Origin of the sequence: Ensifer sp. 1H6 (genome assembly GCF_001976035.1) — a bacterium.
In the GTDB taxonomy this organism is placed as follows: Bacteria; Pseudomonadota; Alphaproteobacteria; order Rhizobiales; family Rhizobiaceae; genus Ensifer; species Ensifer canadensis.
In genome coordinates this window covers 120,845-133,637 of the sequence record NZ_MOAI01000020.1, presented here as the reverse complement: position 1 = coordinate 133,637, position 12,793 = coordinate 120,845, and the positions used below count along the sequence as shown (strand labels likewise).

Annotated in this window: 12 protein-coding genes and 1 pseudogene; 11 read left to right on the top strand and 2 right to left on the bottom strand. The window is 58.3% G+C overall.

Annotated elements, in window-relative coordinates; translation table 11 throughout:
* Both BKP54_RS22580 and fghA read left to right on the top strand, forming a co-directional pair.
* Positions 1–698, top strand: a 698-nt coding sequence (locus BKP54_RS22580; RefSeq protein ID WP_143347942.1) for a zinc-binding dehydrogenase, incomplete at its 5' end; no start/stop codon positions are given.
* A 169-nt stretch (positions 699–867) separates the two neighbouring features.
* Positions 868–1,707, top strand: coding sequence for an S-formylglutathione hydrolase (gene fghA / locus BKP54_RS22575; protein ID WP_084815003.1), 840 nt, complete (start codon positions 868–870; stop codon positions 1,705–1,707).
* A gap of 121 nt (positions 1,708–1,828) precedes the next feature.
* Here fghA and BKP54_RS22570 read toward each other — a convergent pair whose 3' ends face one another.
* The gene (locus BKP54_RS22570; protein WP_084815002.1) at positions 1,829–3,061 is read right to left on the bottom strand and encodes an NAD(P)/FAD-dependent oxidoreductase; all 1,233 of its coding nucleotides are present in this window, start codon (positions 3,059–3,061) and stop codon (positions 1,829–1,831) included.
* Positions 3,062–3,767: 706 nt separating this feature from the next.
* Between BKP54_RS22570 and BKP54_RS22560 the strand changes: the two genes are divergently transcribed.
* From BKP54_RS22560 to BKP54_RS22525, 9 genes are all read left to right on the top strand, one after another.
* Entirely contained in the window at positions 3,768–4,100 is a 333-nt protein-coding gene (locus BKP54_RS22560; protein WP_025429589.1) for a GYD domain-containing protein, read from the top strand.
* Positions 4,101–4,963: 863 nt separating this feature from the next.
* Complete coding sequence (locus BKP54_RS22555) at positions 4,964–5,437, top strand: nuclear transport factor 2 family protein (RefSeq protein ID WP_082523610.1); 474 nt, start codon at positions 4,964–4,966, stop codon at positions 5,435–5,437.
* Positions 5,438–5,440: 3 nt separating this feature from the next.
* A complete protein-coding gene (locus BKP54_RS22550) occupies positions 5,441–6,022 on the top strand; it encodes a TetR/AcrR family transcriptional regulator (protein WP_025429587.1) in 582 nt (193 codons plus the stop codon).
* Positions 6,019–6,414 (top strand): AraC family transcriptional regulator, encoded by a 396-nt coding sequence (locus tag BKP54_RS22545; protein ID WP_025429586.1) that lies wholly within the window; start codon positions 6,019–6,021, stop codon positions 6,412–6,414. Before BKP54_RS22550 ends, BKP54_RS22545 begins: the two co-directional genes overlap by 4 nt.
* A 224-nt stretch (positions 6,415–6,638) precedes the next feature.
* Complete coding sequence (locus BKP54_RS22540; protein WP_128090479.1) at positions 6,639–6,971, top strand: hypothetical protein; 333 nt, start codon at positions 6,639–6,641, stop codon at positions 6,969–6,971.
* A gap of 31 nt (positions 6,972–7,002) precedes the next feature.
* Positions 7,003–7,827, top strand: coding sequence for an LssY C-terminal domain-containing protein (locus BKP54_RS22535; protein WP_025429584.1), 825 nt, complete (start codon positions 7,003–7,005; stop codon positions 7,825–7,827).
* 103 nt (positions 7,828–7,930) lie between these two features.
* Positions 7,931–9,010 carry an AI-2E family transporter gene (locus BKP54_RS22530; RefSeq protein ID WP_084815000.1) on the top strand — a complete coding sequence of 360 codons (1,080 nt, stop codon included), beginning with the start codon at positions 7,931–7,933 and terminating at the stop codon, positions 9,008–9,010.
* A 357-nt stretch (positions 9,011–9,367) separates the two neighbouring features.
* Entirely contained in the window at positions 9,368–9,712 is a 345-nt protein-coding gene (locus BKP54_RS35325; RefSeq protein ID WP_128090481.1) for a Tn3 family transposase, read from the top strand.
* Between the two features lie 160 nt (positions 9,713–9,872).
* The gene (locus BKP54_RS22525; RefSeq protein ID WP_084814999.1) at positions 9,873–12,359 is read left to right on the top strand and encodes a hypothetical protein; all 2,487 of its coding nucleotides are present in this window, start codon (positions 9,873–9,875) and stop codon (positions 12,357–12,359) included.
* Between the two features lie 258 nt (positions 12,360–12,617).
* On the opposite strand, the pseudogene BKP54_RS36695 reads toward BKP54_RS22525, so the two are convergent.
* Positions 12,618–12,758, bottom strand: a pseudogene (locus tag BKP54_RS36695) (transcriptional regulator); the annotation flags it as partial.
* Positions 12,759–12,793 lie beyond the last annotated feature (35 nt).

Genomic DNA, 12,793 nt, shown 5'->3' with positions numbered 1-12,793 from the left:
ACACCGTGCTGCCGGAGATCGCCGTCGCCAAGGTCAACCCCGACGCGCCGTTCGACAAGATCTGCTATATCGGCTGCGGCGTCACCACCGGCATCGGCGCGGTGATCAACACGGCCAAGGTCGAGATGGGTGCGACCGCGATCGTCTTCGGCCTCGGCGGCATCGGCCTCAATGTCATCCAGGGCCTGCGGCTTGCCGGCGCCGACATGATCATCGGCGTCGATCTCAACAACGACAAGCAGGCCTGGGGCGAACGCTTTGGCATGACCCACTTCGTCAATCCGAAGGAGGTTGGCGACGACATCGTGCCTTACCTCGTCGACATGACGAAGCGCGGGGCCGACCAGATCGGCGGCGCCGATTATACGTTCGATTGCACCGGCAACACCAAGGTGATGCGCCAGGCGCTCGAAGCCTCGCATCGTGGCTGGGGCAAGTCGGTGGTGATCGGCGTTGCCGGCGCTGGCCAGGAGATCTCCACCCGTCCGTTCCAGCTCGTCACCGGCCGCAGCTGGATGGGCACCGCCTTTGGCGGCGCGCGCGGCCGCACCGACGTGCCGAAGATTGTCGACTGGTACATGGAGGGCAAGATCGAGATCGATCCGATGATCACCCACACGATGCCGCTCGAAGACATCAACAAGGGCTTCGAGCTGATGCACTCGGGTGAGAGCATCCGCAGCGTGGTTCTCTACTAAGCTCGCAATCCGATTCAGGAAGGCGCCGTTACCGGTGGCGCCGGATGCAAGCGAACGCGCCAGGGACGGGCGCCTCCAGCCCTCTGGCGTCAGTGGCGGCGCAATTCCAATCTCCAAACACAAATTGCGCCGCCGCGCTTGCGGCAACTAACTTCAGGGGGAGATATGAATGAAAACGTTAGCGGTCGCAAAAGCCCATGGGGGAATGCAGGGTGTATACTCTCACCCCTCGCAGGTTTGCTCTTGTGATATGACGTTTGCGGTGTTCGTGCCAGAGCAGGCGAAAGCCGGGCCGGTGCCGGTTCTGTGGTACCTGTCCGGTCTTACCTGCTCCCATGCCAACGTCATGGAAAAGGGTGAGTATAGACGTTTGGCATCCGAACTCGGCCTGCTTGTTGTTTGCCCAGATACAAGTCCGCGTGGCGATGCCGTACCGGACGAAGTCGACAACTGGCAGTTCGGCTGCGGCGCCGGCTTTTATGTCGATGCAACGCAAGCACCGTTTGACCGAAATTATCGTATGTATTCCTACGTCACGAAGGAGCTGCCCGCGTTGTTGGGCGCCAATTTTCCCGCCGACCTGACCCGCCAATCGATCTTCGGCCACTCCATGGGTGGGCACGGTGCGCTGACGATCGCCCTCAAGAATCCTGAGCGGTTTGCCAGTTGTTCAGCGTTCGCGCCCATCGTTCGGCCAATGATGGCGAAGTGGTCGAATTCGGCTTTTGCTAAGTACCTGGGGCCAGATGAGGCAACCTGGCGTGAATATGATTCCTGCGCACTAATTGAAGACGGCCGCCGGTTTGGCGAGTTTCTGGTCGATCAAGGTAAAGACGATCTCTTCCTCCAAGAGGGATTAATGCCATCGCTGCTCGTTGCTGCTTGCACTAACGCCGATATTCCGCTGACCTTGCGCATGCAGGAGGGCTATGATCATTCTTATCACTTCGTCTCAAGTTTTATGGACGATCACATCAAATGGCATGCGCGACGGTTGAGCGGGCACTGACATTGCGTCCGGTCAAGTGTCGCAGCAAGGTTGAATTGTCCGCCCGTTCGAGCTTAGCGAGGTGTTCCGCGCAGATTGTTTTGACCGGATCGTAGAGAACGGAAGTTCGAGCGGTCAGCCATTAACTCGCCGATCTCTTGGCCAGATGGTTCACCAGCCGTGCTGCTTCCTCAGCAACCCCCGGTATAACTCCCGACTTCCGAGTCGAGGCAAAATCGAGGCCGGAAAAATACAGTCCGGGAACGAATCCGATCCCCTCCTCGTGAATAGGCTGGCCGTCGTCGTCGATGGTGTCCGGGATTTTGATCCACCGGAAATCGCCTCTGAAGCCTGTGCACCAGATTACCGACGCTATGCCGCTCGTCGCCAATTCGATTGAGCGGATCGGTGGATCGGCGAGGCGTGGGGCGATCACCTCGGCAGGATCATCCTCGGCAGGCGGCGCGTTCAGCCCGGCGCGCCCGATGTAAGCGTCAATAAGGCGCTTGACGTTGGCTGAGCTCTCGTCGGCAAAACGCATTTGCTCATCCAGGTTGTCGCCGAATACCAGGCTGCCATTCGTCATACCCAAGAAGCGACCGAGCAACACGACCCCCTGGGCGCTCAGCGATTGCAGGCTGATGGTGTGGGTGGCACCAAGCAAGCCTCGCGGCGGCAGCTTCCCCGAAGGCAGGACGATTTCCCTGCGCGGTACGTCGAAATAGCCGGACAGGGTCATCCAATTGAAGATGTCGCCGCCGCGATAATAGCGGACCAGACGGCCGACTCGGCTCGTCGCCAGAAAGACCGAGCGTCCCGCGAGTGCCAGGTCCTCGGCAATCTGACCGCCCGATTGACCGCTACCGACGACCAGAACAGCACCTTGTTCCAACTCGGCGGCATTGCGATAGGCCGAGGAATCGAGTTGGCGAACCGTTGCCGGCAGTTCCGCCGACTCAGGCGATCGTTTCGGACAGTTCAGGCTACCGCTCGCGACCACGACGTTGCGGGCCTGAAAGACACCGCGCGGTGTCGTCACGAGAAAGAGTCCGTCATCTCTGGACAGTTCCTCTGCTGGAGTCCCGGTAATCACCGGCAATTGGTGCCGCTCAACATAGTTCTCGAGATAAGCGACAAATTGATGCTGTGTGCTGGCACCCCAGGGATCAGGCACGTCATGGGAATCACCGGGCAGCAGCGAGCGAATGTTAGGCGAGTTCAGACGGAAGGAATCCCAGCGCTGGGTCCGCCAGGTTTCTCCGATGCAGCCTCGCTCAAGCACCTGATGATCGCGACCTTGCTGCTTGAGGAAATAACTGATCCCAAGCCCGGCCGAGCCTGCTCCGACGACAACCACGTCAAGTATCCCCGCCATGGCACATCCTCCCAACAAGACGGCATCGTAGGAATCGAAGCGCGACGGCCTCGGATCAACGTTCAGGCAGACCTGCTGGCGGTGCCGCCATCTGCCTTGTCCTGGATGAACGGTAACATGGATTCGATCAACTCTAAGGAGAAAGGCGTTGTTCGTTTGTGTGCCCGCAGGCCAGCAGCATCCCCAAGTCTCAACGACTGAATGCGGGAAAGCGCGCCGTTATCCCATGCTCGTTCCCGGGAGCAGACCAGGGGCTACGCCCTCAGCAAGGAAAGAAGTGTCACTGCCTGGCAGAGTTGTCGGATGAGATGATCGATGGGTCCCTCGAAATCGCTGCCGATGCGCCCTCGAACGACACACTTAGCTCGATTTGGAACTTCGGTGGCAGGACGGCGATGGTTAAGGCCGACGCGACCGCATTCGGAGACCCTAAACGTTCGTCTCCTGTCGGCCCGAAGGAGCTCGCTATATGCCAGGGGAATCCCTGCTGAACGGTCCAAAGCCTTAACGTGCAACCGCTTCGGATGCGACGGCTGGTAGTGCCGTCATTTCAAGGCCCGCCGCTGTGGCGATCATGCTCACTGTGCGTCGCCGAATTGTGCGTGACCAATCTAGCGCTCTGCAGCTCAACGCTCGTCTAACGCCAAGTTTTTTGAGATATTGAGTATGGCAGGTCACCCGATCTGCCCAGTTGAGGGAGGATGTCATGCCACTGTTCATAACCACAGGGTGCTATACAACCACGTCAGCGAAGGGAATGATTGACAGTCCATCGAACCGAGAAAAGGCGGCCCGGGGCATCATGGAAGCAGCGGGCGGGAAACTGCATTCTTTCTACGTTACGACGGGCGAAACCGACTGGATGGCAATCACGGAATTCGACGATGGCGCTGACTTGGTCCCCGCACTTCTCGTCGTCAGCGCATCGGGAGCTGTATCGAATGTAAAAACCGTGCGAGCCTACACGGGCGCGGAATTTAAAGCTGCCCAAGAGAAGGCGGGCAAAATCGCATCTTCCTATGGCCCCCCAGCAAAATAAGCAGGCCGCTGGTTGAAACGTTTTGGCAGCGGAACCTCCGCTGCCAGAAACGATGTGTTGGCGCATTTTCACTAATGTAGACGCACGTTCCTCCCCGCCACAGTACATTGCCGCGCTTTGGTGTTTTGTGCTTGGCGACAACGTTCACGTGCTCGCTCGCGATGGTGACCGGCACGCCCTAGCCATAGTCGCATGTTCCGCCCGGACAGTGAGCGGATTATCGAAGCAATGCACCCTTATCGCCATCAGTGGCCCCCTGGATGTCATCTTCGGATGCGGAGAGCTGATACGCGCGATCCTTCTGAGCTGCGCGTAAGCGACCGCCCACTGACCAGCAGTGATATAGCGCAGGGCGGCGATGAGAGGCGACGACGCGCGGGACAGGAAGTATGTTTCCGGGCTCGTCCGAAATTTGTGCCTACCTGTTTTTGAACTGATGTCGCTATCCCCGATCTGTCGCATACACGGCTTGGCGCTGGATCCTTCGATTGTCTGCTGCAGCGTCTCATGAAGCGAAAGCGGTCGATCGCCGAGCGAGTTCTTTGGCCAGCCGAGACCACCGAGAGCGAGACAAAGATGCTTTATTACGCGGTGGTGGCGGCCTCAGACGTCGAGCTTGAGACAGTCTTTCGTGAACTCATGCACTGAGCGGACAAACATCTAGCAACCGGCCTAGCCACAACAGCTAAGATCGCAGCTCTCGGCGTGACGCGGACTCGGCGGACTACGGCGCAACCTTTCAATTCGCACGGCAAAAACGGCCAGCGCCCAGCGTTGACCGTTGACGCTGCACTCAGCCACATGTACCGATTGACACACTGTTTACCGATCGGTACAGTGAAAAGGATCTGGAGATCATGACCATGACTGAACAACGCCCACCACTGCCCCCTTTCACCCGCGAATCGGCAGCGGCCAAAGTCCGAGCTGCAGAGGACGGATGGAACAGTTGCGATCCGCACCGCGTGTCCCTCGCCTACAGCGTCGACAGCTATTGGCGTAACCGCGCGGAATTTGTCCAAGGACGCGAACGTATCGTCGAGTTCCTGGCGAGGAAGTGGACAAAAGAACTCGAATACCGGCTGATCAAGGAGCTGTGGGCTCATGACGGCGACCGTATCGGGGTGCGCTTCGCCTATGAGTACCGCGACGACTCCGGGAACTGGTACCGGGCATACGGCAACGAAAACTGGGAGTTCGACGAAAACGGGCTGATGCACCACCGTTATGCCTGCATCAATGATCTGCCGATCGAAGAATCTGAACGCAAATTCTTCTGGGATCGGTCTGGGCCCAGGCCAGCGGACCACCCGGGACTTTCCGAATTGGGACTGTAGCACATGCCAAAGATCGTCGCCGAGCGCTCGGACGTAATCCCATCCCTCGCCGAGATCTTTCGGGAGTATGGCTTCGACGGTGCAAGCCTATCGACCATCACCGAAAAGACCGGCCTCGGAAAGGGAAGCCTTTATCACTTCTTTCCCGGTGGGAAGGAAGAGATGGCCGCAGCCGTGCTCGGCGAGATCGACGAATGGTTCGCGACGCAGGTCTTCGAACCGCTACGGAGCGCGGATGATCCGCGTTCCGCAATCACCAGCATGTGTAGCTCGGTTGCCGGCTACTTTCGCTCCGGCCGCCGTGTGTGCCTCATTGGCGCGTTTGCACTGGACAACGTCCGGAACCGCTTCAGCGATCGGGTCAGGGATTACTTCGCCGAGTGGCGTGGTGCGCTCGCCTCTGCTCTCGAGAGGGCCGGATGCCCTGAACGTGACGCCCTTGCGCTTGCCGAGGAGACAGTAGTTGCCGTCCAGGGGGCCTTGGTGCTCGCCAGGGCGCTCGACGAACCGGAAGTCTTCGAACGAACCCTAGAGCGAATCCAGTCCCGGCTTATTGCGGCGACCGGTGGAGACGAGCAAAGATGAAGGATCGCAAGACAAACTCCGTCGTGCTCGCACCATGGCGGCTCAAGCGCGCCGTAGAGTTCATCGAAAGGAACCTAGCGACCCCGCTTCAACTCGTAGACATCGCGCGCGCCGCGGGCCTCAGCCCCATGCATTTCGCTGCCGGCTTCCGGTTCGCAACAGGCCGGAGCCCGCATGCCTATCTGCGCGACCGTCGAATAGAGCGCGCGAAAACGAAATTGTTGAGCGACGACCTGAGCATCGACGAAATTGCGATTGATGTCGGCTTTCGTTCACAGACCCATTTTATCACAGTGTTCCGACGTCAAACGGGGCATCCACCCGCACGCTGGCGGCGTTGCAGCGCTTGCATCGGCGAGCCGTCCGAAGTTGTATGGCGGATGTCTCAGTAAGTGGCACACACTGCGCTCCGGTTATCGCTGCTCCAGTCTCGACATCAGCTCTCGCGCTGCGACAAGATCTGCTGTGACGGCTCATTCCATGAACCTCGAGCAGGCGTCAGCGAGCGCTTTGCTCCATCAAATGCCGGGACTAAACATCTCGCTTCCTTGCAGAGCTTCCAGGCTCTGCTCGACCTCAACGCGCAGCGCGCTAACGAACGATAGGTGCTCGCATGATGAGCCAGAAACGAATCTTCGGCCTCTCCACGGTCGCAACACTCCTGCTCGGCGCGGGCGTGGCGCTCTATGCCGAGCCGGGCGTTGCGGTCTCCAATCCAACGCAGGCCGGATCGACGACGGGCCGGATCAGCGATCCGGCCCCGCAACGGTTCGAGGTTGCTCAGGCCCAGACCGGCGGCGGCTCGACGCTGCCGGGCGGTGCATCCTCGCTCAACGAGACCCGCGCTTCCCCAAAGAACAATATCGTTTCGACGACATGTGGCGTAGAACTTAGCCTACAGCGTCTCTGTTCGGCCGGCGGGACAAGGTACGAGCAGCGAAGTCGATAGCGAACCAAGGTCCTGCACGGGATAAGAAATTTTGAGAATGCTTACGCGCCTTTTCCAAAGGTTTCTCATCTTCTGTCTGGGGGCAGTTAGCGTTTGGCTGATCGTCTTTGTCGTTTTTGACACTGCGGACCACAGACTTCCCTGGATCCTGGCGGTAGGTCTTACCTATGGGCTTGCTGCCTACGTCATTTTGCCAAACGTGGTCCGAATGGGCTTAAAGATTCTCCACCGGAGACTCATCCCTAGGTACACCATCACTGGCGACGGCTTGCCCGGCGATCCAGTGAATCTCGTGCTGATAGGCACTCTTCAACAACTTTGCGATGCGTTTGCAACAGCGGGCTGGTCAACAGCCGACAGTTTGGGGGTTGCAAGCTCGTGGCGAATGGTACGAGCGTTTCTGCTCAACACTCCGTATCCGACGGCTCCTTTCAGCACGCTCTATCTCTTCGGACGAAAGCAGGACATAGGTTTCCAGCAGCCCATCGACAACAGTCCGCGCAAGCGCCACCATATCCGCTTCTGGGCGCTGAGCCCCGCCCATACGGGCGACGATATCACAGCAGCAAGCTTCTGGCTGAATACGGATAGGCCATCGACTGATCAGCGCGTCTTGTGGGTTGGGGCGGGCACCAGGGATACTGGATTATCGCTGACCAAACTGACGCTCCAAGTGACACACGCTACCGATTCAGATACGAATGCTGAACGAGATCACATAGTCACCCAGTTGAAGTCAAAGCGGGTGATCGGGGATGTCGTCTTGCATCAATCCGGCTCACGTCTACAGACCGGAAAGGTCAACCATTACATTACCGATGGTGAGATCGCCTTCGCCAGCTTGATGGATAATTGACAAGGAGGATCCTTACCGTCTCTACCCTCCTTGGATCCGAGGATCGATGCGCTGAGATCAGCAAAGTCCGGCAGAACTCGAAACAAGACTGCGCAGGGGTCCCATGAGAATTGTGCAACCAGCTACATTCTGGATTGCGGTTTCCGCAGTCGCCTTGGTTGCGCTAGTGCTTTTGCGCGAAATCCTGCTGCCATTTGTTGTTGGCGCATTGCTCGCCTATCTTCTCGTTCCCGCAGTCGACAGGTTAGAGCGGTTCGGGATCAATCGAAGCTTTGCGGCACTAGCCGTCATCTTGCCGCTGATCGTGGGTATTATCGCGGTCATGCTGGTTATGTTCCCGGTTATCATTGGTGAGCTCAGATTTTTTATTGATGAATTTCCCCGCTACATCACGCGTCTGCAGTCCCTTATGACCGAAGCAAGCGGACCCTGGATGCATGACATCATGGGTGAGAATCTTCACATCGAGCAATCTTCCGTCGATGTCGTGAGGGCGATGGGCAGCAAATGGCTCGACGGTTTCCTCAGTTCGCTGTGGTCGAGCGGACGAGCATTGATTTCCCTTCTTTCGCTCCTCGTTGTCACTCCAATCATCGCCATCTATCTCGCCATTGACTGGCACCGAATGATTGCGACAATTGATGGCTGGCTCGCTCCGGAGTACCGCGATGATGGTCGGGCGCTCGGGCGCGAAATCCACGATACTGTTGCCGGCTTCGTGCGCGGTCAGGTTGCCATCTGTCTCATTCTTGCCGTGCTTTATACGGCAGCGTTGAAGCTGACCGGACTCAACCATGCCATTTTGATTGGTATAGCTGCAGGCCTCATCAGTTTCGTTCCCTACCTTGGGGCAGCCACCGGTATCTTGATATCGGTATGCGTTGCGGTGGACCAGTTCTGGCCCAATTGGGCACCTGTCGCTGTTGTGGGGGGCATCTTCATTATCGGTGAAATGCTTGCCGACTATGTTCTGTCTCCGCGCCTCATCGGTCGGCGCGTCAACCTCAATCCAGTCTGGATGATGTTTGCGCTATTCGCCTTCGGGTGGTTATTCGGCTTCATCGGTGTCTTGCTGGCGATACCTATTGCGGCTTCGCTGGGTGTGGTCCTGCGCTTCGCGAGACGGAAATCACTAGCAAGCGCAGGTCACAACGTTTTGAACAGTCCAGGTACTGAACAGTGAACCCATCACGCCGGCGACGCTGTCAGGCCAGCCTTAACAAGTGCGAGCAGCGCCACGCCCTAACCCAGGCGATAATCGCTGCAGTGATTTGCCACCTGATGGGAATTTGCTTTGGGGCAGGTTGCAAGCGCTCCGCCGGTCCGATCGCGAAGTTTTTCAGTTAAACAGGTACCCATCAGTCACCATGAAATCATTCAGAGTGTCTGTCCCAAGCCAAGGACGATCCAAAAGCAGTTGCCGATTTCAGTGCAGGGATCGCAGCATCAAGCCAACGATCTTCCACTGGCCTTGAAAGAGTGTCGCCTGACACGCACGGCGATCTCGGGATCAGCTGCGGGGCCAACATAGGTTGGCACGATCGCGAACGCGTTCACCCACCTGCGCACGGGCCGGTCCGCCCGACAACAGGCTTGCGCTGCTCACCGCCATCTTGCCGATGGCATCAATCTCGGCCTGACCCGCGTGGCAGATGTTTCTCCAGGCCCGACGATGCGGCAGCCTGCGTGGGCTCATGAATGGCACATCCGGGTCAATGCTCAAAGAAACCTGCCCCTCACGGCGATCTGGGGTACATTAATGGTCTTGATGGCAATCTCCGGCTGCATTATTGCGCTAGTCGAAACTGTCTTCAGCCGGGCGCTCAAAACATCAATCGACGACGTGCCCCCCTTGAAGATAGGCAGAGCGCCAAGACCGACTTAGAGGAACTTCACTCTCGCTGGTCGCTACGCCTGTTGGACTGGTCGACGGGCGCCGTAGCATGTTGCCAGTTCATCTGCCTTCATTCCGGTTAGTGGCCTAGCGCGCATCTAGGCGACGTCGCGGTTGCAGCGGTTTCAACGAAACATTTCGGGACGGTCTGATGTCGAAAGGCAATCGTTTCGCAGTGATTGCAATGGACCGTCGTGATGTCGGTCGCAAAGTCGCCGTCACACAGGGAGGCGGTGAAAGGATGGATGATTTGGAACAGGTAAAATCGGTCACAGGAAAAGGTCGGCGCAAGGCGCTGTGGTTGAGCGCCGCGTTTGTGGCGGTGCTGGCTGCCGGGGCGACGGGTTACAAGATCACGCTGGAGCGCGGCGTCAAGCAGCATATCACAGCGCGCGGGGGAACAGTCGGCTCCGTCCACGTGGATTATCTCGGCCGATTTCATCTGCGTGACGTGATGCTGCCGCTAAAGGGCGGCCTTAGCGCAAAGATCGCCGGCATCGACGGTCGCCCAAAATTTCTCTTCCTGAATGCCGAGCTCGAGATCGCCAACCTGAGCGCCGAGCTTGCGGGCTACAAAATCGCTGTGCCGCGCGCGAGTGTCGAGCAGCCAAATTTCGACCGTCAGACGGTCGCCGAGATATTCGCAAACAAGAGCGGTCTGTCCTTGCCGGAGCGTATCCAGCGCTTCCAGGCCAATCGCATCTTCCTGCCCGAGGTCGCGATGACCAAGATCGTTGAGGGGGATGAAGACAGGATCGTCTACAAAAACATCGCGCTCGAGGATATCAGGGATGGCCGCGTAGCACGCTACAGCTCGTCCAATGCCAGCCTGGACATGCATGTGGCTGAGGCGACTGAAGACGGGAAGACGAAAAACGCGCGCATGAACGGCTCGTTTGGGGCGATGACCGGTAAGGACCTGGACGTGGCCTATGCCGCACGTTTGTACACGCAAGCGGCCGGGCCACAGGACACGCAGGCCAAGGCCCTTTACGGCCCCTTGTCGATCAAGGATGTCACTCAGACAATAGGCGAGGGCAGCTTCCAATATGGAGAGTTGCGCAGCAATGGTCTTAGCATTCGTATGCCGGCTGAGCCGCTTTTGGACACGCTGGACATGCTGCGTTCGGTCAAAGCCCCCGAAGAATTGCCTGCTGCCGAACGAAACGCCTTTTACATGAAGGTTCTCTCCCTGCCCGATATGATTGGCCAGGGCGATATCCAATTGCTTGGACTCAAAGTCAAATCCCCGGGCAAGGACAGTGGCAAGCAGATCAGCCTTGATGTCGAACGCACGTCGCTTCACCTGAACGGGCGCGAAGTGAACGCGAGCCTCAACGGGATCTCGATGGAAGAAGGCGATGATCATTTCCGGCTCGCTGAAGCCAGCGTCAGCGGTTTTTCCTGGCACCCGACAATGGAGGCGTTGAAACAACTCCTTGTTTTGAACGAAGATCAGGCTCAAGAATTTGCCTATTCCACATTGCTGCCCGAGTTCGGGACATTCCGGCTTGCCGGTCTCGATGTCGATCTGCCGAGCGGGCCGGCCGACGTTGAAGAGATCGCAGCGGTCGATGACGAGGCCGCGGCGCCGAGCGAGACGACGTCTGACGATCTTCTGGATGCTGCAACCGCTGCACCGGCAATCGACGCGCCCGATCCCAGCGATAGCAGCCAAGGCAGCGATGTCGCCGTTGAGGGCGCGGACGCCGGGCCCGAAGTCTCAGCTGTACCGGTTGACGCGGACAAGGGCGGTTCGGCCATCGATGATGGCGCAGACGCTGCGGCAGATGTGGCCGCCGCCGAAATTGCGGATGATGCTGCCGATCAGGCAAGAGATCCTGACGCTGTGGACGGTGCCGGTGACGATGCCCTTCCTCAGACTGCGCTCAACGATGATGCAGGTGATGTTGAAGCCTCTGAAACAATGTCGACGGACATCGCATCGCTCGTTCCGCAGCGCGTGAAATTTTCGCTGAAATCCTATGAAGCCGCGCTCGGCAAACCGTACAACGGCATTCCTACCGATATTCGTATTGTCTACGAGGACTTGAGTGTCCCGATGCCGCCAGACGCCAAGGACGAGACGTTTGAGCAATTGCGAAAGCTCGGCTACGACAAGCTTACCTTGTCGGCAGGGGTTGAGGGACATTGGGACGAAGCGGGCAAAAGCTTCGTCATCAAGGATATCTCCCTTGGGGGCGAAGGGATGGGCAGTGTTTCGCTGTCTGGTGTCTTGGCCGGCGTCTCAAACGATTTGTTTTCTGCTGACACGATACGCATGCAAACCGCAGCACTCGACGTTACTGCACGGGAATTGAAGCTCCGGATCGAGGACAAAGGGCTCTTCGACAAGGCGCTGACTTTGTATGCCCGGCAAAACGGCATGACGGCGGAGCAGGCGCGCGGCATGCTGGTGCTGGTCGGATCCGCCATGCTGCAGCAGTTCGTGGCCGATCAGCCGAAGCTTCAAAGTGTCGCCGGGGCAGTCTCAACTTTCCTGGGAAAAGCGGGGACATTCACCCTGTCTGTCAAATCGAAGGACGCCGCAGGCATTGGTGCGGTTGAACTGATGACAGCCTCCGACGATCCGGCAGGTTTCCTGGAGCGGCTCGATATCGAGGCAAAGGCCGAATAGATCCTCGTCAACGCAGCGCCGGCAGTCGTTTGACGTCGGCGTTGCATCTTGTTGCGTATGGGATCTAAACGCATGCTTATGTATTTCGTTTTCCCGGGCAGCACTGCTTTCGGCGGGGCACATCGGATTACCGCGTTCGACTAACATGTTGTTGGCAGACATCGCGCTGGCAACGGACCGACTCATGAACCCCTCGCTCTTGTGGCTCAAGAGGCGTTGCGTCCTCAGATTCCTAGAAGAGATCCAGCACGCCTCCCTCTAAAGATCGCGGTCAGAGAGCTTGTCGCGGATGTCTGATTGGACGCGAGCTTCGAGATCTGCATTGTCCGTGCCCTGAGCTTCCCGCCGCATCGTGTGCGCTACACGCTGGCGTTCGCGTACAGAGATCTTGCGTGCGCGAAAAAGCGGCCCGCAGCCCCGGCTGCGGGCCGATC